The 20,098-nt window shown below is 61.7% G+C and carries 21 protein-coding genes and 2 pseudogenes; 11 read left to right on the forward strand and 12 right to left on the reverse strand.

Annotated features, from left to right (window positions below):
* Positions 1–12: 12 nt before the first annotated feature.
* Positions 13–1,020, forward strand: coding sequence for a glycosyltransferase (locus tag FY112_RS32840; protein WP_017962871.1), 1,008 nt, complete (start codon positions 13–15; stop codon positions 1,018–1,020).
* On the forward strand, positions 1,017–1,394 hold the full coding sequence (locus FY112_RS32845) for a GtrA family protein (protein WP_017962870.1): 378 nt from the start codon (positions 1,017–1,019) through the stop codon (positions 1,392–1,394). Before FY112_RS32840 ends, FY112_RS32845 begins: the two co-directional genes overlap by 4 nt.
* Here the strand turns inward: FY112_RS32845 and FY112_RS32850 are convergent, their stop codons facing one another.
* The gene (locus FY112_RS32850) at positions 1,395–2,381 is read right to left on the reverse strand and encodes a Gfo/Idh/MocA family oxidoreductase (RefSeq protein ID WP_017962869.1); all 987 of its coding nucleotides are present in this window, start codon (positions 2,379–2,381) and stop codon (positions 1,395–1,397) included.
* A 178-nt stretch (positions 2,382–2,559) separates the two neighbouring features.
* On the opposite strand from FY112_RS32850, the gene FY112_RS32855 reads away from it, so the two are divergent.
* Both FY112_RS32855 and FY112_RS32860 read left to right on the forward strand, forming a co-directional pair.
* Positions 2,560–3,507: an aldo/keto reductase gene (locus FY112_RS32855; RefSeq protein ID WP_094086913.1), complete on the forward strand. Its 948-nt coding sequence runs from the start codon at positions 2,560–2,562 to the stop codon at positions 3,505–3,507.
* Between the two features lie 14 nt (positions 3,508–3,521).
* Positions 3,522–3,965 carry a GNAT family N-acetyltransferase gene (locus tag FY112_RS32860; protein WP_151520256.1) on the forward strand — a complete coding sequence of 148 codons (444 nt, stop codon included), beginning with the start codon at positions 3,522–3,524 and terminating at the stop codon, positions 3,963–3,965.
* Here the strand turns inward: FY112_RS32860 and FY112_RS32865 are convergent.
* Positions 3,955–4,604 (reverse strand): annotated as a pseudogene (locus FY112_RS32865) (hypothetical protein). The gene FY112_RS32860 and the pseudogene FY112_RS32865 overlap by 11 nt on opposite strands.
* 113 nt (positions 4,605–4,717) lie before the next feature.
* Here FY112_RS32865 and FY112_RS32870 point away from each other — a divergent pair.
* Positions 4,718–5,215 (forward strand): ferritin-like domain-containing protein, encoded by a 498-nt coding sequence (locus FY112_RS32870; RefSeq protein WP_017962865.1) that lies wholly within the window; start codon positions 4,718–4,720, stop codon positions 5,213–5,215.
* 45 nt (positions 5,216–5,260) lie between these two features.
* On the opposite strand, the gene FY112_RS32875 is transcribed toward FY112_RS32870, so the two are convergent.
* Complete coding sequence (locus tag FY112_RS32875; protein WP_017962864.1) at positions 5,261–6,169, reverse strand: LysR family transcriptional regulator; 909 nt, start codon at positions 6,167–6,169, stop codon at positions 5,261–5,263.
* A gap of 114 nt (positions 6,170–6,283) precedes the next feature.
* On the opposite strand from FY112_RS32875, the gene FY112_RS32880 reads away from it, so the two are divergent.
* Both FY112_RS32880 and FY112_RS32885 read left to right on the forward strand, forming a co-directional pair.
* Complete coding sequence (locus tag FY112_RS32880) at positions 6,284–7,279, forward strand: aldo/keto reductase (RefSeq protein ID WP_017962863.1); 996 nt, start codon at positions 6,284–6,286, stop codon at positions 7,277–7,279.
* Between the two features lie 92 nt (positions 7,280–7,371).
* Positions 7,372–7,731 (forward strand): nuclear transport factor 2 family protein, encoded by a 360-nt coding sequence (locus FY112_RS32885; protein WP_017962862.1) that lies wholly within the window; start codon positions 7,372–7,374, stop codon positions 7,729–7,731.
* A gap of 55 nt (positions 7,732–7,786) precedes the next feature.
* Here the strand turns inward: FY112_RS32885 and pheT are convergent, their stop codons facing one another.
* From pheT to infC, 5 genes are all read right to left on the reverse strand, one after another.
* The gene (pheT, locus tag FY112_RS32890) at positions 7,787–10,210 is read right to left on the reverse strand and encodes a phenylalanine--tRNA ligase subunit beta (protein WP_151520257.1); all 2,424 of its coding nucleotides are present in this window, start codon (positions 10,208–10,210) and stop codon (positions 7,787–7,789) included.
* A gap of 16 nt (positions 10,211–10,226) precedes the next feature.
* Complete coding sequence (pheS, locus tag FY112_RS32895) at positions 10,227–11,309, reverse strand: phenylalanine--tRNA ligase subunit alpha (protein ID WP_094086916.1); 1,083 nt, start codon at positions 11,307–11,309, stop codon at positions 10,227–10,229.
* A gap of 247 nt (positions 11,310–11,556) precedes the next feature.
* The gene (gene rplT / locus FY112_RS32900) at positions 11,557–11,961 is read right to left on the reverse strand and encodes a 50S ribosomal protein L20 (protein ID WP_017962859.1); all 405 of its coding nucleotides are present in this window, start codon (positions 11,959–11,961) and stop codon (positions 11,557–11,559) included.
* 38 nt (positions 11,962–11,999) lie between these two features.
* Positions 12,000–12,203, reverse strand: a complete 204-nt coding sequence (rpmI, locus tag FY112_RS32905; protein ID WP_003544621.1) for a 50S ribosomal protein L35 — start codon at positions 12,201–12,203, stop codon at positions 12,000–12,002.
* Between the two features lie 311 nt (positions 12,204–12,514).
* Positions 12,515–13,051 (reverse strand): translation initiation factor IF-3, encoded by a 537-nt coding sequence (infC, locus tag FY112_RS32910; protein ID WP_072640862.1) that lies wholly within the window; start codon positions 13,049–13,051, stop codon positions 12,515–12,517.
* Positions 13,052–13,228: 177 nt separating this feature from the next.
* Here infC and FY112_RS32915 point away from each other — a divergent pair, with 177 nt between their 5' ends.
* Positions 13,229–14,068: an alpha/beta hydrolase gene (locus tag FY112_RS32915; RefSeq protein ID WP_131621128.1), complete on the forward strand. Its 840-nt coding sequence runs from the start codon at positions 13,229–13,231 to the stop codon at positions 14,066–14,068.
* 165 nt (positions 14,069–14,233) lie between these two features.
* Positions 14,234–14,833, forward strand: a complete 600-nt coding sequence (locus FY112_RS32920) for a transglutaminase-like cysteine peptidase (RefSeq protein ID WP_017962856.1) — start codon at positions 14,234–14,236, stop codon at positions 14,831–14,833.
* Positions 14,834–15,389: 556 nt separating this feature from the next.
* On the opposite strand, the gene mbfA is transcribed toward FY112_RS32920, so the two are convergent.
* Positions 15,390–16,373 (reverse strand): iron exporter MbfA, encoded by a 984-nt coding sequence (mbfA, locus tag FY112_RS32925; RefSeq protein WP_017962855.1) that lies wholly within the window; start codon positions 16,371–16,373, stop codon positions 15,390–15,392.
* Between the two features lie 171 nt (positions 16,374–16,544).
* Between mbfA and FY112_RS32930 the strand changes: the two genes are divergently transcribed.
* Positions 16,545–17,012, forward strand: a complete 468-nt coding sequence (locus FY112_RS32930; RefSeq protein ID WP_094086917.1) for a truncated hemoglobin — start codon at positions 16,545–16,547, stop codon at positions 17,010–17,012.
* A 6-nt stretch (positions 17,013–17,018) separates the two neighbouring features.
* Here the strand turns inward: FY112_RS32930 and FY112_RS32935 are convergent, their stop codons facing one another.
* The 3 genes from FY112_RS32935 to FY112_RS32945 form a co-directional block, all read right to left on the reverse strand.
* Positions 17,019–17,930 carry an EamA family transporter gene (locus FY112_RS32935; RefSeq protein ID WP_017962853.1) on the reverse strand — a complete coding sequence of 304 codons (912 nt, stop codon included), beginning with the start codon at positions 17,928–17,930 and terminating at the stop codon, positions 17,019–17,021.
* A 316-nt stretch (positions 17,931–18,246) separates the two neighbouring features.
* A complete protein-coding gene (recX, locus tag FY112_RS32940) occupies positions 18,247–18,798 on the reverse strand; it encodes a recombination regulator RecX (protein WP_151520258.1) in 552 nt (183 codons plus the stop codon).
* Between the two features lie 9 nt (positions 18,799–18,807).
* Positions 18,808–19,833, reverse strand: a complete 1,026-nt coding sequence (locus FY112_RS32945; protein WP_151520259.1) for a histone deacetylase family protein — start codon at positions 19,831–19,833, stop codon at positions 18,808–18,810.
* A 133-nt stretch (positions 19,834–19,966) separates the two neighbouring features.
* Here FY112_RS32945 and FY112_RS38330 point away from each other — a divergent pair.
* Positions 19,967–20,098 (forward strand): annotated as a pseudogene (locus FY112_RS38330) (HAD family phosphatase); the annotation flags it as partial.

The following is a 20,098-nucleotide window of genomic DNA, read 5'->3' on the forward strand; positions in this document are numbered from 1 at the left end:
ACGAGTAGAGTCATGGCCCGATCGCGTACCGATAGTCTGAATATTGCCGTCCTGCTCCCCTGCTACAATGAAGCCGCGACGATCGGCGCTGTCGTGCGGGGTTTCCGGGCGACACTGCCCGATGCTGCAATCCACGTCTACGACAATAATTCCACCGACGGCACCGCGCTGCAGGCGATGCTTGCCGGCGCGCATGTCGTGCGCGAGCGGCGTCAGGGCAAGGGCCATGTCGTGCGCCGCATGTTCGCCGATATCGACGCCGACATCTACATCATCGCCGACGGCGACGGCACCTATGCGCCTGAGGATGCCGAGGAACTGGTGCGCACGCTGCTGACCGAGCGCGCCGACATGGTGGTCGGCACAAGGCGCGGTGTGCACGCCGATGCCGGACGTCAGGGCCATGCGCTCGGCAACCGGCTTTTCAACCTGCTCTACCGGATGATCTTCGGCCCCGACTTCACTGATATCTTTTCCGGCTACCGCGCGTTTTCGCGCCGCTTCGTCAAGAGCTTCCCGGCGGTATCAGGCGGCTTCGAGATCGAAACCGAGATGTCCGTGCATGCCTCGCGGCTGAAGCTGCCAGTCAGCGAACTGGAGCTCGACTACGGCCGCCGGCCGGAAGGCTCGCACTCCAAGCTTTCGACGTTCCGCGACGGCGCCAGGATCCTCTGGATGTTCGCGATGCTGATGAAGGAAACCCGGCCCTTCGCCTTTTTCAGCGCGATCAGCGCCACCTTCATGCTGGTGAGCCTCGGCTTCATGGCGCCGGTGCTGGCGGAATATTTCGAGACGGGTCTCGTCAGCCGCATGCCGACCTGGGTGCTGTCGACGGCGCTGATGATGATCTCCTTCATGCTGTTCACCGCCGGCATCATCCTGGATTCCGTCGCGCGCGCCCGCGCCGAACAGCTCCGTATCCATTATATGGGCCTGGAGAGGCCGAGCGCGTTGAAGGCGCCGCTCAGCGACGCTGGGCCGGTATCGCGCGCGCGTCCCGGCAAGGCGGATGCGGCATGAGAAAGCTCATCCGCTTCACCATCGCCGGCGGCATCGGCTTCCTCGTCGATGCCGGCATCCTGTCGGCACTGCTCCATCTCACGCCGCTCGGGCCGTTTCTGGCGCGGCTTATCGCGATCGCCTTCGCGATGGCCGCGACCTGGGCTTTCAACCGGAGCTTCACCTTCGATCGCTCCGGCCGTTCGCTTGCCGCCGAAGGCTTCCGATACGGCTCGGTCGGGGTGACGGCAGCACTCGTCAATTACGGGCTCTATTCCGCCCTTCTGCTGTCGCTGCCAGCGCTTCAGCCGCTGGCGGCCATGGTGATCGCCAGCATCGCCTCGATGATCTTCAGCTTCTTCGGCTATTCGCGCTTCGTCTTCCGCGCCGAGTGATCAAACTGCCTCCCAGCCGTCCTTCTCGCTGGCCCGGTAGATCGCATCGATCACCTTCTGGTTCAGCTTCGAATTTTCGAGCGTGACGATCTCTTCCTTGCCGTTCGTCACCGCCCGGGCGAAGGCCTCGACCTGCCGCTTGTACTGGCGGCTGTCCTGGAAGCGGAAAATGCGCGATTCAGTGTGGCTGCGGTCGGCAAGCTCGATCTCTTCCGGCCCCCAGCGATTGGCGTTGAACGGCGACTTGACCTCGATGTACCCTTCGGTGCCGTGGAAGACCATGACCTGGCGGTTGGCCATCTGCGTCGAGATATAGAAGCTCAGCTCGAAATCGCCGAAATCGGCCTTGACGCTCGAATAGATATCCGTGCCGAAATCCGGATCGCGCTCGGTGATCGCCTGGATCCAGAGCGGCTCCTTGCCGGTGGAAAAACGCGTGCCCATGACGGGATAGACGCCGATATCGGGAAGGCCGCCGCCGCCGAGCTCGGGGACGTTGCGCATGTTGGCGGGGTCGCGGTTGAAATAGGTGAAGGCGCCCTGCACATGCCTGAGCGACCCGATGGCGCCCTCGTCGATCAACGAGCGCACCTTCTGCCAGACCGGCGAATAGGTGATCATATAGGCTTCGCTGACCACCACCCGGTTGCGGTCGCGGGCGGCGATCACGTCGTCGATATCGTCTGCCTTCAGCGCCAACGGCTTTTCGCAGAGCACGTGTTTGCCGGCATCCGCCGCCTTGATCGACCATTCGATGTGCTGCGAGGTCGGCAGCGGGATGTAGACGGCGTCGATGAGGTCGGAGGCCAGCATCTCCTCGTAAGAGCCGAAGGCATGCGGCACCGAGAAGCGGTCGGCCATCTCTCTTGCGCGCGTCAGATCACGGCTGGCAATCGCCGTGACGACGCAATTTTCCGCATCCTGGATCGCCGGAACGACATTGTCGCGGCCGATCTTCGCCGTTGAAATGATACCGAAACGCAGCATGATCCAAGTCTCCCAAACTGATTTCCGCGAACCATATTCAGGCCTTGGCTGCGGCGCAATGGCGCGGCCTGAAATCACGGAAGTTTGCCTTCCCGGATGCGCGGATCGCACTAACTTGGTCAGGGCGGCGTTCTGCCGTATCCGCGATTTCAATCCCTTCACACTTCTGGAGAGCGTCATGGAAATGCGCCGGCTTGGAAAAACAGGTCTATCGGTCGCGCCGATCGTCATCGGCGGCAATGTCTTCGGCTGGACGGCCGACGAGAAAACATCCTTCGCCATTCTCGATGCCTTCTTCGACGCGGGCCTGAACACGATCGATACGGCCGATGTCTATTCCTCGTGGGTTCCGGGCAACAAGGGCGGCGATTCCGAGGAGATCATCGGGCGGTGGCTAAGCCAAGCCAAGGTCTCCCGCGACAAGGCCGTGATCGTCACCAAGGTCGGCTCCGACATGGGACAGGGAAAGACGCTGAAGGAGACCTATATCCTGAAAGCGGTCGAGGATTCGCTGCGCCGGTTGCAGACCGACTATATCGACGTCTATCTCTCGCACTGGCCGGATGACGATACGCCGCACGAGGAAACGCTCGGCGCCTATGCCAAGCTGAAGCAGCAGGGCAAGATCCGCGCCATCGGCTGCTCGAATTATGATGCTAAACTCCTCCAGGCTTCCTTCGACGCTGCCGAAAAGGCCGGATTGCCGCGTTACGATGTGCTGCAGCCGGAATATAATCTCTATGAGCGCGCGAGCTTCGAGGGGCCGCTTGCCGATCTCTGTGTCAAAGAAGACATCGGCGTCATCACCTATTTCAGCCTCGCCGCGGGTTTCCTCACCGGCAAATACCGCAGCATGGCCGATACGCAAGGCCGCGCACGCGAGGGCCGGGTTTCGAAATATCTGGACGACAAAGGCCTGCACATCCTGGCCGCGCTCGACAAGGTTTCTGTCGAGACCGGTGCCAAGCCTGCGGAAATTTCTCTCGCCTGGCTGCTGCGCAAGAAGGGCGTGACGGCGCCGATCGCTAGCGCGACCAGTCTTTCGCAGCTTGAAAGCCTGGCGAAATCGGCGACACTGGCGCTTTCCGATGAGGCGATGGCGCTGCTCGACGAAGCCGGCGCCTGAAAGAAAGAGACGCCATGACCGTGACGATACGTGATGCCCGCCCCGAGGACGAAGCCCGCTGGCGCGAACTGTGGGCGGCCTATCTCGCCTTTTATGACGTCACGGTCGATGCCGATATCACGGATTCCACATGGCGCCGGGCCTTCGATCCGGAGTCGGCAATCGCGATGCGTGTCGCCGACGTCGACGGCAGGATCATGGGATTTGCGCTCTATCTCACCCATGAGGGCACGTGGATCCACGGCAGGGACTGCTATCTCGAAGACCTGTTCGTCGATGCCGATGCGCGTGGCAAAGGCGTCGGGCGGGCGCTGATGGACGATCTCGTTTCGACCTGCAGAGCCAAGGGCTGGTCGCGGCTCTACTGGCATACGAGCGAGCAGAACAGAACCGCGCGAGCGCTCTATGACAGCTATGTCGAGAACGACGGCCATATCCGCTATAGGATCACCTTTTGAGCGATGGAAAATTCCCATACCATTCGGAATGATCGCCTTTCCAATTGGCCATACCCGGTTTGGTGAGGATGCCGCGCGGGCTGATATAGCTCTGGATCACCCGCTTCGGCCGTTCGTGCCACTGAATATTGAAGGCCCAGAGCTTGGGGAAAAAGCAGAGCGAGGCATAAGGCAGGTGGTCGTGAATCCACCAGGCGAGCCGCTGCCAGTCGCTTTCATCGTGGTAGTGGTCGATCATCCATGGCACGGCGATGCAGACGGCAGCACCCATGCAGCCGTCAAAATCCCTCATATCCCAGATGTGATGCGCTGATGTGGCGGCATTGGTCGAACAGTTCAGCTTGTTCTCGTTGCCGAACCTGTTGACCGTGGGCGAACGATAACCGGAACGGATGTGCAGGCGCCCGAACGTCGCTTCCAGTGGCTCCAGCAATTCCTCGCAAAGCCTCTTGCCCGCCTCGATCGCTAGATCGGGATCTTCGGGGATATTGGGGATGCGATGGAAATCGGCGATTTCGGAATGCAGGAAATCGCGAAGAAAGAAGTTTTGCGACAGCCGCACGCGGCCGAGATCCTCCAGACCCTTCATCGAATTCGGCTTTCGCATGACCTTACCCCCACATCGACGGCAGGAATCATCGCCCGGCACCGATTTCCAGTCCACCCGAAATCGATCGGGAACAATTAGCGCGATCTTCGCTTCTTAATGTGTCGCCGCATTCGCGGTTTTCCCCAGAACAAGGATTGAGAAAATGGCCAAGGAAAAGACGTTGGAAGATCTCTTCTACGACACGCTGAAGGACATCTACTTTGCTGAACGGCAGATTTTGCGCGCCCTGCCGAAGATGGCGCGCGCCGCCCAATCCCCTGATTTGAAGGCGGGCCTAGAGAAGCACCGCGAGCAGACCGAAGTACATGTCGAGCGCCTGCAGCAGGTTTTCGAGCTGATGGGCAAACGCGCGCAGGGCAAGACCTGCGAGGCCATCCAGGGCATTATCGCCGAGGGCGAGGAAATCATGGAGGAATTCAAAGGCACGGCCGCTCTCGATGCCGGCTTGATCTCCGCGGCTCAAGCCGTCGAACATTACGAAATTGCCCGTTACGGCACGCTGAAGACCTGGGCCGCGACGCTCGGCCTCAAAGATGCCGTCGGTCTGCTGGATCAGACGCTGCAGGAGGAAACGGCCACCGACAAGACCCTCTCTCAGCTCGCCACCACGGCGGCAAACCAGAAGGCAAAGGCTGCCTGATGCATAAGGCGCCCTAACGAGAACGGGCGGCCCGGTTTCCATTCCTTACCGGCCGCCCGTATCCTTCTCGCTGTATCTGAAGAAATCGATGAAGGCGCGTAGCGCCGGCCGCATCTGCCGCCGGGTGGGATAATAGAGAAACGGTCCGGCATAGGGAGCGCACCAATCCTCCAATACCCGCACAAGCTTGCCGCTCGCCAGTTCGTCATCGACCCGCATGTCGAAAAGATAGGCAAGTCCGGCGCCGTTCAGCGCCGCAAGCAGGGCCAGCCGGTCCTCGCTGACGATCAGCGGCCCATCGACCGAAACGACAAGCTCCTGCCCGTCCTTTTCGAATTCCCAGCGATAGATCGAGCCATTGGTGAAGCGCCGCTTGATGCAACGGTGATGGACGAGATCGCGCGGATGCTCCGGCTTCGGATGATGCTCGAAATAATTGGGCGAAGCGGCGATCACCGTCGTCAGATTGGGCGAGACCCTGACGGCGATCATATCGGCCTCGAGGCTCTCTTCCAGCCGGATGCCGGCATCGAAACCCTCCTTGACGATATCGGTGAAACCGTCCTCATTGGCGATCTCCAGGGTGATATCGGGATAGAGGTTGAGAAAGTCGCCGAGCCGCGGAGCGAGCAGCAGATCGGAGGCGAAGCGCGGCGCGGTGATGCGCAGGTTTCCGGCCGGCTTGGCGCGCGTATCGCGGACGGCCTCCAGAGCAATGTCGATCTCCTCGAGTGCGGGACGAAGTCTTTCAAGCAGCAGCCGGCCCTCTTCCGTCGGCGCGACGCTGCGGGTGGTGCGCGCCAGAAGCCGCACCCCCAGACTTTCCTCGAGGCTCGATATCGCATGGCTGATGGCCGAGGGCGCGACGAGGAGTTCCTTCGCCGCCGCCCGGAAGCTGCGATGCTCCGAGACGGCGGCGAGAACGGCGAGTTGCGAAAGCTGTGTTCTGTTCATTGATCGAAATAATAGAACAACCTGTTAGAAACTGCATGTATTTTCTGATTGATAGCGCCGCGATATGGTCTGTCGGTACCGCAGCGGCTCAAAATCAGCTCAGAGGAGCACATCATGAAAATCCGGAAACTCGGAAACGATCTGACCGTCTCTGCCGTCGGTCTCGGCTGCATGGGCATGAGCTTTGCCTATGGCGCCAGCGACGATGCGGAATCGATCAGGACGCTGCATCGCGCCATCGATCTCGGCGTCACCTTCTTCGACACCGCCGAAGTCTATGGTCCCTTTACCAACGAGGTTCTTCTTGGCAAAGCGCTGAAGCCATTCCGCGACCGCGTGGTGATCGCCACCAAATTCGGCTTCAAGATCGATGCCAGCAAGCCGGGTGCTGCCGCCATCGCCGGTGTCGACAGCCGCCCCGAGCATGTGCGCGCGGTCGCCGAGGCCTCGCTGAAACGCCTCGGCATCGAGACCATCGACCTCTTCTACCAGCACCGGGTCGATCCCAACGTGCCGATCGAAGAGACCGTCGGCGTCATGGCGGACCTGATGAAGGAAGGCAAAGTCCGGGCGCTCGGGCTTTCGGAAGCCGGCAGCGCCACCATTCGCCGCGCCCATGCGGTCCATCCGATCGCTGCCCTGCAGAGCGAATATTCGCTCTGGACGCGCGATCCCGAAGAGGAGGTGCTTGCCACCTGCCGCGAACTCGGGATCGGCTTCGTGCCTTACAGCCCGCTCGGCCGCGGCTTCCTGACCGGAGCGATCCGCAAAGTGGAGGATCTCGCTGCCGACGATTTCCGCCGGCAGGTGCCGCGGTTCCAGGCGGAAAATTTCGACGCCAATGCCGCCCTCGTCTCAACGCTCGAGCGGCTTGCCGCCGAGAAGGGCGTGACGGCGGCGCAGCTGGCGCTGGCCTGGGTGTTGAGCCAGGGCAACGACATCGTGCCGATCCCCGGCGCCCGCAAGCTTCACCATCTCGAACAGAATGCCGCCGCCGCCGATATCGTGCTGAGCCCGGCGGAACTCGAGCAACTCAGCGAAGCGATCCCCGCCGGACAGGTCGCCGGCAAGCGCTATTCGGACGCCTCCCTTGCCATGACGAATATCTGAACCTGGAAAAGCCCGGTCGGTCACAACCGGCCGGGCTTGCCTTCGGGGCTGGCGAAACTATCTAACGCCATCTCTGAGAACGGGATGACAATATGTCGGACAGGCAGGCAGTCGAACAGACGGTTCATCTCTATGTCGAAGGCATGGCCTTCGCCAATGAGGCAGCCTTGAAAAAGGCCTTTCATCCGAAAAGCTCGATCATCGGCCATTACGAAAATGCCGTCGAATGGCTGACGCGGGACGAATTCATCGCCGCGATCCTGCAGGAGGAGCCGGCGCCGCCCGGCACGCAACCCTACATGGACATTCAGAGTGTCGATGTCGAGGGTGAGGCGGCAAGCGTCAAGGTCACCGACGATTTTGCCGGCATGCGTTTTACCGATTATCTCTCGCTGCTGAAGATCGACGGCCGCTGGACGATCGTCAGCAAGCTCTTCCATCTGCATCGGTGAAAAAGACCGGCCGCCATTCGCGACCGGTCCATTATTTGGCGACGTTGGATGAAGCTCAGCTTCTAAGGACACCGCCGGTGAATTTCGCAACACTGGCGACGATCCTCTGCGTCAGCGCCTCGAAATCCTCGTCCGTCAGCGTGCGCTCGACCGGCTGGATCTGAACCTCGATCGCCACCGATTTCTTGCCGTCGCCAACCGATGCGCCCTCGAAGATATCGAAGACATTGACGCCGGTCACCAGCTTGCGGTCTGCGCCTGTGGCGGCCTTGACGATGGCGCCGGCTTCCACCGCCTTGTCGACGACGAAGGCGAAGTCGCGCCGCACCAGCTGGAAGGGCGACAATTCGAGCGCCGGCTTGGTGCGCGTCGCCTTGCGCTTGGCCTCCGGCATGGCGTCGACATAGACCTCGAAGCCGCAGAGAGCGCCGGAAACGTCGAGCGTTTCCAGCGTCAGCGGATGAAATTCGCCGAAATAGCCGAGTATGACCTTCGGTCCCATCTTGATCGTGCCGGAGCGGCCGGGATGATACCATTCCGGTCCGCCCTGCTCGATCTGGATATTGCCCATCGGCAGGCCGCAGGCTTCGATGACAGCGAGCGCATCGGCCTTGGCGTCGAAGACGTCGACCGGCTTGCCGCCGCCCTTGGCGGCGTTCGACCAGGCGCGACCGGCGCCGGCAAGCGAGGCCGTGCCGCGGCGAATGCCGCCGGCGACGCGGCGCTGACCGTCCGGCCGATCGTTCTCATAAGTGCCGGAGACCTCGAACAGCGCGACGTCGCCGTAACCCTTGTCGGCATTGCGCTGGGCAGCAGACAGCAGGCCCGGCAGCAGCGACGGGCGCATATCCGACATTTCGGCGGCGATCGGGTTGGCAAGCTTGAGGGCGGGCGAGCCGCCGCCGAAGAGCTTTGCCTGGTCTTCCGGAATGAAGGACCAGGTGACGGCTTCGAGCATGCCGCGCGCGGCGAGCGCGCGCTTGGCGAGGCGGCTGCGGATCTGCAGCGTCGTCAGGATCTTGGCGTTAACGGTCGCATGGCTTTCAAGCGGCGCCGGCTTGATATTGTCGACGCCATGAATGCGCATGACTTCTTCCACGAGATCGGCCTTGCCGTCGACATCGGGACGCCAGGAGGGGACGGCGACGGAGACGCGCTCGCCGGAACCGGAGACGGTGAAGCCGAGGCGCGTCAGAATCGTGTTGCTTTCCTCATTCGAGACGTCGAGGCCCGTCAGGCGCTTGACCTCCGAATAGGGGAAATCGACGATCTTCGGTTCGTAACCCTTGTAGCCGACGACCTCTGCCCTGGCGGCCTTGCCACCGCAAAGCTCCAACACCAGTTCCGTCGTGCGTTCGAGGCCGGGGACCATATAGTCCGGATCGGCGCCGCGTTCGAAGCGGTAGCGGGCATCGGTGATGATGCCGAGCGCACGGCCGGACTTGGCGATGTTCATCGGATCCCAGAGGGCGGATTCGATCAGCACGTCGACGGTGTTTTCGTCGCAGCCGGAATGTTCGCCCCCCATGATGCCGCCGATCGATTCGATGCCGTTTTCATCGGCGATGACGACGTTGTTCGGCGACAGCTTGTATTCGCGCTGGTCGAGCGCCAGCACCGTCTCGCCTTCGGCGGCACGGCGGACGGTCAGGTTGCCGTTGATCTTGGCGGCATCGAAGACGTGGATCGGCCGTCCCTGATCGAAGGTCATGTAGTTGGTGACATCGACAAGCGCGTTGATGGGACGCAGGCCGATGGCGATCAGCCGCTGCTGCATCCAGCGCGGGCTCGGGCCGTTCCTGACGCCGCGCACGAGGCGCAGCGCGAAGCCCGGGCAGAGCTTAGGATCGTCGAGATCAAGCGTCAGCTTCACCGGCGTCTCACCCTCGACGGCGAAGGACGGCGCAGGCCGCGTCTTCAGCGTGCCGAGGCCGGAGGCGGCGAGATCACGGGCGATGCCGTGGATCGAGGTGCAGTCCGGCCGATTGGGCGTCAGGTTGATCTCGATGAGGGGATCGTCGAGATGAGCATAGGCGGCATAACTCTGGCCGACCGGCGCATCGTCCGGCAGGTCGATGATGCCGTCGTGACTGTCGGAGATCTGCAGCTCCTTTTCGGAGCACATCATGCCATGGCTTTCGACGCCGCGGATATTGCCGACGGCGAGCGTCACATCGATGCCGGGAACATAGGTTCCGGGCGCCGCGAAGGCGCCGACGAGACCGGCGCGCGCATTCGGGGCGCCGCAGACGACCTGGACCGGTGCTCCGGAACCGGTGTCGACCATCAACACCTTCAGGCGATCGGCCTGCGGATGTTTTTCGGCCGAGACGACCCTGGCGATAACGAAGGGCTTGAATGCCGCCTTGTCGTCGACATCCTCGACCTCCAGCCCGATCTCGGTGAGGCGCGTGCAGATTTCATCGAGGCCGGCATCGGTTTCCAGATGCTCTTTCAGCCAGGAGAGCGTGAATTTCATCGTCCCAATACTCCGTTCAAGCGCTGAGGCCGCCGAACAGCGTCGGCATGTCGAGCGGGCGGAAGCCGTAATGCGTCATCCAGCGGACGTCGGCGTTGAAGAAGTCCCGCAGATCGGGCATGCCGTATTTCAGCATAGCGATGCGGTCGAGGCCCATGCCCCAGGCAAAACCCTGATATTCGTCCGGATCGAGCCCGCCGTAACGCAGCACGTTGGGGTGGACCATGCCGCAGCCGAGGATCTCCATCCAGTCGGTGCCCTCGCCGAACTTGACGATCGGGCCGGAGCGGTCGCATTGGATATCGACCTCGAAGGAGGGCTCGGTGAAGGGGAAGAAGGACGGGCGGAAGCGCATCGTCACGCTATCGACCTCGAAGAAGGTCTTGCAGAATTCTTCCAGCACCCAGCGGAGGTTGGCGACATTGGCCTTCTTGTCGACGACCAGGCCCTCGACCTGATGGAACATCGGCGAATGGGTAGCGTCCGAGTCCTGGCGGTAGGTCTTGCCGGGAATGATGATACGGATCGGCGGCTTCTGCGTCTCCATGGTGCGCACCTGCACCGGCGAGGTGTGCGTGCGCAGCACCTTGCGTTCACCGTTTTCGTCAGGATTGAAAAAGAAGGTGTCGTGCATCTCACGGGCCGGGTGGCCTTCGGGGAAATTCAGCGCGGTGAAATTGTAATAATCGGTCTCGATATCGGGGCCTTCGGCGATCGAGAAACCCATGTCGGCGAAGATCGCGGTGATCTCATCGACGATCTGGCTGATCGGATGGATGCGGCCGCGCTCTGCCGGCGAGGAGCGCACCGGCAGGCTGACATCGACGGTTTCGGCCTTCAGCCGCGCATCGATCGCCGCTTGCCGGAGCGTCGTCTTGCGGGCAGTGAGCGCCTCGGTCACCGCGTTCTTCAGGACGTTGATTGCCGCACCCTTGCTTTGGCGCTCTTCCGGCGTCATGGCGCCGAGCGTCTTCAACAGTTCGGAAACGGAGCCCTTCTTGCCGAGGGCGGAAACGCGCACGGCTTCGAGCGCCGTCTCGTCATCGGCGGCGGCGATTTCGGCGAGCAGCGATGCGTTGAGCTGGTCGATATCTGACATTGTCACTTCTTTCCGTCCAGTATCAGGCGGGCGATCGGGAGGCAGGCGGCGCCGGCCGGCGCCAGGAATATAAAGAAAGAAAAACCCGCGCTAGCCCAAACCAGCGCGGGTTTCCCAAAATCATAAATTCAAAAGCTTGGGAAGCGCTGGTAGCGCATGTCCCGTGCGGGCGCGCCCGCTCGAAAGGTACATGCGCCACTTAAAGCAGTTGAGCCAGCTTTTGCGCGTTCTTACGAACGCGCGCGGCTCAACGGACCGCGCCTTCAAACTCGTTCGCCGTGCCGGCTTCCTTGAGGTATTCAAGAGCCTTCTTGGCAGCGCTGACCAGCGCGCCGAATGCTTCCGGCTCGTGGATCGCCATGTCGGAGAGAACCTTGCGGTCAACTTCGATGCCAGCCTTGTTCAGGCCGTCGATGAAGCGGCCGTAGGTCAGGCCGGATTCACGCACAGCGGCGTTGATGCGCTGGATCCAAAGCGCACGGAAGTTGCGCTTGTTGACCTTGCGGTCGCGGTAGGCGTACTGCTTCGAACGATCGACAGCAGCCTTGGCGGTGCGGATGGTGTTCTTGCGGCGGCCGTAAAAGCCCTTTGCGGCCTTCAGAACCTTCTTGTGCTTGGCATGAGAGGTGACGCCTCTTTTTACACGTGCCATATCATGATCTCCTTAAATCTAGCGTTCGCGGACGAGTCTCAGAGACCGTTCGGCAGGTAATTCTTGATAACCTTGCGGCCATCCGGTTCTGCGAGAACCATGGTGCCACGTGCATCGCGAATGAACTTGTTGGAACGCTTGATCATGCCATGGCGCTTGCCGGCAGCGGCAGCCTTGACCTTGCCGGTTGCGGTGATCTTGAACCGCTTCTTGGCAGAGGACTTCGTCTTCATCTTGGGCATTTTGCTACTCCTTCTGTCCTCCCTGCGCGCTTCATCAAAAAAGCCCTTCTTGCGAAGTCCGGTTCTCCGGCCGTCGCAACAAGGTGCGGGAGCGTTTGTTGTTGATCTGCGGCATCGGCGACGAACCGTTCCGCAAGCATTCGAAACTGCCACGGCATGCCCTGCCGGTCAGTTCGGACGCGCGCTTATAACCGCAGCGTCATGAAAGTGCAACGGGGCGGCGGAGGAATCTTCGCTGCTCCCAAAATACAGTGGCAGAAAGCACAAAAGCCGCCCTTGCGGACGGCCCTGGGCGAAAAACTGCCTGGCGCTTATTTCGGCGCCAGCACCATCATCATCTGGCGGCCTTCGAGCTTGGGTTCGGCTTCGACCTTGGCGAACTCGATCGTATCGGCCTTGACCTGCTGCAGAAGTTTCATGCCGAGTTCCTGGTGGGCCATTTCACGGCCGCGGAACTTCAGCGTCACCTTGACCTTGTCGCCTTCGTCGAAGAAGCGACCCATCGCCTTCATCTTCACCTCATAATCATGGGTGTCGATGTTCGGGCGCATCTTGATTTCTTTGACTTCGACGATCTTCTGCTTCTTGCGCGCCTCGGCAGCCTTCTTCTGGTTGGCATATTTCAGCTTGCCCAGATCGAGGATCTTGCACACCGGCGGTTCGACATTGGGGGAAATTTCGACGAGGTCGAGGCCGGCTTCTTCCGCCATTTTCAAAGCCTGGTCGGTGGGCACGATGCCGACATTCTGTCCGTCAGCTCCGATCAGCTGAACTTTGGGAATGCGGATTTCACGGTTCGAGCGCGGTCCGTCCTTCACGGGCGCATCGGTTTTAAAAGGTCTGCGAATGGTCGTATTCTCCTCGCGTTGTTTTCGGAACGTTGCAGCCTCGCGCTCCCGATCAGGGGCACAAACGTGTCGCGTCATCGCTGCAACGGAGTCAATATCATCCTTTAGCGGAAAAATCACCCGCTGTCAGCCTGCCAAGAATCTGTTTTATAGGCCAAAACAACAGGAGTTTCGCCGATGTCCGATCAGATGCCCGATTCCGCGCCGCAGTTCCTGACGGTCGGCGAGGGCGAGGCGGCGCGTGAGATCGCCATGCTCGTCCGCCCGGCGCAAGCCGGCAATGGCGCGCCGGCGCTTGTTTGGCTGTCCGGCTACCGCTCCGACATGAGCGGCACCAAGGCGGTGGAACTCGATGGGCTGGCGGCGGAACTTGGGCTCGCCTGCATCCGCCTCGACTATTCCGGCCACGGACTTTCCGGCGGCAGCTTCCGCGACGGCACGATCTCGCGCTGGCTGGAGGAGGCGCTGGCCGTCATCCGTCATGTCGCGCCCGATCGGGTGATCCTTGTCGGCTCGTCGATGGGTGGATGGATCGCGCTCAGGCTGGCGCAGGAGCTTGCGCGGCAGGACGGCGTGACGCTCGAAGGCCCAAAGCTCGAAGGGATGGTGCTGATCGCACCCGCCCCCGATTTCACCTCGGAGCTGATCGAGCCGAACCTCAAGGCGAAAGAGCGCAAATCGCTGGCCGAGCGTGGCTATTTCGAAGAGCGTTCGCAATACAGCCCGGAACCGAACATTTATACGCAGGCGCTGATCGAGGACGGCCGAAAGAACCGGGTGCTCGACGGCATCATCGAAACCGGCTGCCCGGTGCATATCCTCCAGGGCATGAAGGACGCCGACGTGCCCCACGCGCATGCGATGAAACTGGTCGAACATCTTCCCGCCGACGACGTGGTGCTGACCTTCGTCCGCGACGGCGACCACCGCCTTTCCCGCCCCGGCGATATCGCGCTTCTCCTGAGTGCCGTCAAAGGCATCATCCGTTCATCAACAAATAGGCAGATGCCCGTTTGAGCGGCAGAGGCGGATAAATTCGCCTGATGCAAGTCCCCCAACCCGTTGCATTTTAACCATATCGGCGGGTCGTAAGGTCCTCCCAAGAAGTAACGATTGACTCTTTTGGGCCCTCTCCATTAACACTTTGTTAATAAATAAGGGCGATGCAAGGAAAGAGCGGGCGTGCGGATCAAGGGTATCTTTGTGGCCATGATGGCCATGTTTGCGATGGCGACGGCCGCCATACCAGCCCCCAGCAGAAATGCTTCCATGGTGACAGGCAATGCCACCTCACAGCCGATCGGGCACTATGATTTCTGTCAGATTCACCGCATTGAATGCGGCGCAAACCGCAACGCCGGCCCCGTTGCCATGACCCCGGGGAAGTGGTCGCTCGTGCGTTCGATCAACGCCACGGTCAACCGCACGATCACGCCGATGACCGACAAGGAAATCTACGGCAAGGATGAGGTCTGGGCCTATCCGACCACCGCCGGCGACTGCGAAGATTTTGCGCTGCTGAAGCGCCGCATGCTGATCCAGCGCGGCTTTCCGGCTGCCGACCTGCTGATGACCGTCGTGCGCAAGCCGGACGGCGAAGGCCATGCGGTGCTGACGCTGCGCACCGCCGAGGGCGATTTCGTGCTCGACAACCTCGCCGCCGACGTCAAGCCGTGGTTCGGGACCCCCTATTCCTTCGTCAAGCGCCAGTCGAGCTACAATGCCGGCCGCTGGGTCACCATCGAGAACGGCCGCGACGTCCTGGTCGGCGCGCTGCGCTAGGGGTTGCAATAGAGAATTTGGAAAAGGCCGGCGATTTTGCCGGCCTTTTTATTTTGTCGGGTGGTTCTTTATACAGGGAGGGCTGCCTTTCGCTTACGCTCAAGGCGTTCGTCGCTTATGCTCCTCACCCCCCTCATCGGCCCTAACGGGCATCTTCTCCCCGCTGGGGAGAAGGGGGAGCAATCAGCACGGGTGTCATTCTCGAACCAATGCCGCAAGGGGAGCGAGGCGCCGCCACGACTCCGCTTCTCCCAGCGGGGAGAAGATGCCGGTAGGCAGATGAGGGGGTGAGCGGCGAAGCCGCGAGTGCACTGAGCGCAAGCGAAGACAAGGAGCGCTTTGATGCCGAGGATGACGCACCGTCTCCCGGCCCTTCGCTTTGGCTCAGGGCGTTCGTTGCTGCAATCGATTCACTGGATCGATTGCTCGGGCTATGCCCGACCGGCTTGATGCCCAGTATGACGCACCGTCTCCCGGCCCTTCGCTTTAAGCTCAGGGCGTTCGTTGCTGCAATCGATTCACTGGATCGATTGCTCGGGCTGCGCCCGACCGCAACTCACCCATTCCCGATCAGGATACCGGCGCCGAGCACCAGGCCGCCGCCCAGCACCACCTGGAAGGCGGCGCGCAGGAAGGGGGTTTCCATGTAGCGGTTCTGGATGAAGGCGATTGCCCACAGTTCGAAGAACACGACGATGGCGGCGGTGATCGTCGCCGTCCAGAAATGCGGGATCAGGTAAGGCAGTGCGTGGCCGAGGCCGCCGAGCGCCGTCATGATGCCGCAGGCAAGGCCGCGCTTGACCGGCGAGCCTCTGCCGGAGATCTTGCCGTCGTCATGGGCGGCTTCGGTGAAGCCCATCGAGATGCCGGCGCCGACGGAGGCCGAAAGACCGACAAGAAAGGTCTGCCAGGTATCCTGCGTGGCGAAGGCGGCGGCGAAGATCGGCGCCAGCGTCGAGACCGAGCCGTCCATCAGCCCGGCAAGACCCGGTTGCACATAGGTCAGCACGAATTGCCGATGCACCGTCGCGTCCTCGTCGTGCTTGACGTCTGCGGGCGTATGTTTGTCGCCCAGCATGCGGGCGATATCCTCATGCCCCTGTTCGGCGAGGGCGAGATCGCCGAGAAGCTCACGCGTCGAGGCGTCCGAGGTTCGTTTTGCCGCCTCAACATAGAAACGATAGGCCTGCTCCTCCATCGCCTCGGTTTCTTGCCGCATCGCATCCAATGAAAGGTTTGCCCTGAGCCAGTCGGGCTTGCGCTCGTAGAAGCCCTGCACATGCTCGCGCCGGATCAGCGGGATGCGCTCGCCGAAACGCTGGCGATGGATCTCGATCAGCGATTTGCGATGCGTATCCTCGACCTCGGCCATGTCTTCGAAGACCTTGGCCGACGCCGGAAATTCGCGGCGCAGCCCGTCGGCATAGGCGAGATAGATGCGGGCATCGTCTTCCTCGGAAGCAATCGCCAGGGCGAGAATCTCCTGCTCGGACAGCGACTCGAAAGATCGTTTCGAGGATCTGAAAAATCGCGCCAGCATGCTTTTCTCCAAGCTTTAGAATTATTCTAAATCTAAAGAGCGTGGTGATAGCGGTCAAGTGCGCGTGCAAGCCAACTGACAGATTGCCGCAAGCGGCACGGAGGACTTTGGCACGCTGCGATAAACACCTATATGGGAGGGCGCCGCATCACGCGGCGCCGGGGTTTTGGAATGGACAATGAGATTCAGGGCCGCCCTGCCCATGTCGCGGCGATCCGCGAAAGGGCGGAGGCCGAGATGCGGGAGATGGGCGTCGACGCAGCCTTCATCGACAGGCTGGTCGAGACCTTTTACGGGCGCGTGCTAACGCATCCCGATCTCGGCCCGGTGTTCGACGCCAAGCTGTCCGGCCGCTGGCCGGAGCATATGGCGAAGATGAAGAGCTTCTGGTCGGCCGTCGCCTTCCGCAGCGGCGCCTATGGCGGCAAGCCGGTGCAGGCGCACACGGGTGTCCAGAACCTGACGCCCGATCTCTTTCCGAAATGGTTGTCGCTGTTTGCCGCGACGCTCGACGATATCGCCCCAACGCCGGAAGCCAAGGCGTGGTTCATGGCAACGGCGGAGCGGATCGCCAAAAGCCTGACACTGTCGCTCTTCTATAATCCGGCGCTCGACGATCCCGCGCGGAAACTCGCCTAAGAAATCTTAGGCCTTTTCCGCCGAGGCGGTGGCGCCGGCGCTGGCCGCCACCACAAGTGCCGTTCCCAGCATCTGCAACGCGGTCATCGGCTGGGCGAGGATCAGAAAACCGGCGAGAGCGCCGAGCGCCGGTTCGAGGCTCATCAGGATGCCGAAGGATGCCGACGGCATGCGCCGCAGCGCCACCATCTCCAGCGCGTAGGGCAAGAGCGGCACGAGGATGGCAAGGCCGAGAACCTCGACCAGTCCCTTCACCGTGAAGGCGCCCCCTGTCTCGGCAAGACCGAAGGGAGTTGCGACGAGGCCAGCGACGATCAGCGACATCGACAGGCCTTCCAGCCCCTTGAAGGCAGCGCCGACCTTCTTCGTCAGCAGGATATACACCGCCCATCCCACAGCCGAGCCGAGAGCGAAGAGGACGCCAGGGAGATTGCCGACCCATCCTTCGCCGTCATGGGCGAGGAAGAGAATGCCGGCCGCAGCAATCAATGGCCAGGTGAGCCGCCAGCTCAGGCCATAACCGAAGACGGCGACCGAGAGCGGCCCGAGGAAATCGATGGCGATCGCCAAGCCGAGCGGCAGCCGCTGGATCGCCGCGAAGAAACACAGCGTCATGGCAGCCGTCGTCGTGCCGAGCAGCAATGTCGCCCGCCATTGGGCACCACTATAACGCAGCACCGAAGGCCTGACGATAGCGGCAAGGATGATCGCCGCGAAAGCAAGCCGCAGCCAGGTAGCGCCGGCAACGCCATAGGTCGCAATGGCTGACGAAGACAGTGCCGCGCCGAACTGGATCGACGACATCGACATCAGGCACATCGCGACACCGGCCGCCAAGCCGCCCGAAGTCGGCGATACGCCCGGCTGCGCAATCAAGGCTGCGCCATCCGTCCTCGTCTCGATATTCTTGATGTCCATGTGGCCCCCCGATCCTGGCGCCGTTCTAAGCCGAAGACAGGGGAGAACCAAATTCAAACTTTTCATGCCGGGATCAAGAGCGCTGATGCTGAGGCGTCAAGGAACGGCCGGCGGTGCGGGATATCGCCGGCGGCAGCCCCTCATCCGCCTGCCGGCACCTTCTCCCCGCAGGCGGGGCGAAGGGACCATGCCGCGACCTCTCCGTTCCCCACTCGCTCTCGCAAGGCACGTCCCCTCTCCCCGTTTTTACGGGGAGAGGGTTAGGGTGAGGGGCAGTCATCGACGCGATCCGGCCAGCAAAAGCTCTTATGGGAAATCAGCGACGGCCGGCAAGAACGACCTCTTCGGCGTCTTCGAAGCTCATGTCGAAGACCTTCCTGCCGATGTCGAAGCTGAAGCCGTTGCGGGCAAAGGCCGAAAGCTCTTTGGCCTTTCGCTTTTCGTCGAGCTCGACCCGGCGGAAGGGGCCGAAGGCGCGCTTGCGGGCGAAGATCGCTGCGGCATAGAGATCGTCAGCCTCTTCAAGTGCTGCCTCGACCTTGTCGCTGGCGACGCCCTTGGCGGCAAGCTTCTGGGCGATCGCGCGCTTCGATTTACCGCCGCGCACGGCAGAGCGCGTGCTGATCTCCGCATAGGCGCTGTCGTCGAGCACCTTGTTGTCATAGGCAAATTTGACCGCGAAATCGGCGATGGCCTTGAGTTGCGCCGCGCTGATACCTTCGAATTTCTCCTTTGCCTTGCGGGTGATGGCGTCAAAGAGCTGCTTTTCCGTCATCATCCGCCGCTCGAGGCGATAGATAGCGGAATTGCGCGCCCAGCTCAGCATGCGTGATGTCGGGATATCGGATGGAACGGTCTCGTCGGTCATCGGCGGTGATCAGGCTTCCAGACCCTTGAGGACGTTGGCGACGTTGAGGCCGATCTCCGGCACGCCGTAGCCGCCCTCCATGCAGGCGAGCACCGGCAGGCTGGCGGCTGATATCATCGCGCCCATGCGGGTGAAATCGTCGGAGGTGAGGCTGAAGAAGGAGATCGGATCGCGTTCGAAAGTGTCGACACCGAGGGCCACGACGATCGCCTCGGCGCCGAAGGTCTTGATGCGGGCCAGCGCATCGGCAAGGGCCGAAGACCAGACATCAAAGGGCGTGCCTGGCGGCATCGGATAGTTGCGGTTGGCGCCCGTGCCCTCCCCCTCGCCTTCCTCGTCGGCATGGCCGAGGAAATAGGGAAAGGCATGCATGGGATCGCCATGCAGCGAGGCGGTGAAGACATCGCCTCTGTGATAGAAGAGATCCTGCGTGCCGTTGCCGTGGTGGAAATCGACATCCAGCACCGCGACTTTCCTGGCACCATGGTCGAGCAGCCGCTGCGCGGCGACACCTGAATTGTTGATGAAGCAATAGCCGCCGAAGAGATCGATGCCGGCATGGTGGCCGGGCGGGCGGCAGAGCGCGAAGGCGAAAGGATTGCCGGCATTCAGCCAGTCGGCGCCTGTGATCGCGCAGCGCATGGAAGCGATCGCCGCCTCGTAGGAACCCTTGGTGATCGAAGTATCGGCGGCATTGGCATAGTGGCCGATCGCACCGACGATATTGTCGGGCACACGCTGGCTGGTGCGACGGACAGCGAAGGAATTGGCGATCGCCTCGCCGGTGAAACCGGCCGCTACCCAGCGGTCCCAGACGGTGGCGAGAAAATCCAGATAGGCGGGATCATGCACTTTTCGAGCCGTTTCCAACCCGTGCGCATCGGGCGCCACCACGTCGGCGAAGCCCGCCTCCTTGACCGCCGCGAGGATCCATTCGGCGCGGAACGGCGCCTCGAAGGGCGTCACCAGCTGACCGGCGTGCAGCTCAGTCCTGGCATCGCGCAGCTTGTGATCCTCGGAATAGATGACGCGCATTTCAGATCCTGTCCTTGATTGACAATGGAGATTTACACGGCTCGGCCCTGACAAAAAAGCGGCGCGGGGCCTTGATCGTCTGGAATAATGACGCCACCTTCGCCGGTGTTTTGAGAACGAGGAAATTTTCCGCATGAAAGTGCTGATGGTCGATGTCGACGGCGTGCTCATTCATGGTCGTCCGACCGATGGCCTGCCTCTCTTCACCTATCTGGAACGTGATCTCGGGCTGCGTGTCGACCTGCTGCAGCAGGAATTCTTCCAG

Origin of the sequence: Rhizobium sp. PEPV16 (assembly GCF_008919455.1) — a bacterium.
In the GTDB taxonomy this organism is placed as follows: domain Bacteria; phylum Pseudomonadota; class Alphaproteobacteria; order Rhizobiales; family Rhizobiaceae; genus Rhizobium; species Rhizobium leguminosarum_Q.

Bases quoted from the DNA above. Each gene is read 5' to 3' on its own strand.
- FY112_RS32840 (WP_017962871.1), top strand. From the start codon at position 13: ATGGCCCGATCGCGTACCGATAGTCTGAATATTGCCGTCCTGCTCCCC.
- FY112_RS32845 (WP_017962870.1), top strand. From the start codon at position 1,017: ATGAGAAAGCTCATCCGCTTCACCATCGCCGGCGGCATCGGCTTCCTC.
- FY112_RS32850 (WP_017962869.1), bottom strand. From the start codon at position 2,381: ATGCTGCGTTTCGGTATCATTTCAACGGCGAAGATCGGCCGCGACAAT.
- FY112_RS32855 (WP_094086913.1), top strand. From the start codon at position 2,560: ATGGAAATGCGCCGGCTTGGAAAAACAGGTCTATCGGTCGCGCCGATC.
- FY112_RS32860 (WP_151520256.1), top strand. From the start codon at position 3,522: ATGACCGTGACGATACGTGATGCCCGCCCCGAGGACGAAGCCCGCTGG.
- FY112_RS32870 (WP_017962865.1), top strand. From the start codon at position 4,718: ATGGCCAAGGAAAAGACGTTGGAAGATCTCTTCTACGACACGCTGAAG.
- FY112_RS32875 (WP_017962864.1), bottom strand. From the start codon at position 6,169: ATGAACAGAACACAGCTTTCGCAACTCGCCGTTCTCGCCGCCGTCTCG.
- FY112_RS32880 (WP_017962863.1), top strand. From the start codon at position 6,284: ATGAAAATCCGGAAACTCGGAAACGATCTGACCGTCTCTGCCGTCGGT.
- FY112_RS32885 (WP_017962862.1), top strand. From the start codon at position 7,372: ATGTCGGACAGGCAGGCAGTCGAACAGACGGTTCATCTCTATGTCGAA.
- pheT (WP_151520257.1), bottom strand. From the start codon at position 10,210: ATGAAATTCACGCTCTCCTGGCTGAAAGAGCATCTGGAAACCGATGCC.
- pheS (WP_094086916.1), bottom strand. From the start codon at position 11,309: ATGTCAGATATCGACCAGCTCAACGCATCGCTGCTCGCCGAAATCGCC.
- rplT (WP_017962859.1), bottom strand. From the start codon at position 11,961: ATGGCACGTGTAAAAAGAGGCGTCACCTCTCATGCCAAGCACAAGAAG.
- rpmI (WP_003544621.1), bottom strand. From the start codon at position 12,203: ATGCCCAAGATGAAGACGAAGTCCTCTGCCAAGAAGCGGTTCAAGATC.
- FY112_RS32915 (WP_131621128.1), top strand. From the start codon at position 13,229: ATGTCCGATCAGATGCCCGATTCCGCGCCGCAGTTCCTGACGGTCGGC.
- mbfA (WP_017962855.1), bottom strand. From the start codon at position 16,373: ATGCTGGCGCGATTTTTCAGATCCTCGAAACGATCTTTCGAGTCGCTG.
- FY112_RS32930 (WP_094086917.1), top strand. From the start codon at position 16,545: ATGGACAATGAGATTCAGGGCCGCCCTGCCCATGTCGCGGCGATCCGC.
- FY112_RS32935 (WP_017962853.1), bottom strand. From the start codon at position 17,930: ATGGACATCAAGAATATCGAGACGAGGACGGATGGCGCAGCCTTGATT.
- recX (WP_151520258.1), bottom strand. From the start codon at position 18,798: ATGACCGACGAGACCGTTCCATCCGATATCCCGACATCACGCATGCTG.
- FY112_RS32945 (WP_151520259.1), bottom strand. From the start codon at position 19,833: ATGCGCGTCATCTATTCCGAGGATCACAAGCTGCGCGATGCCAGGACT.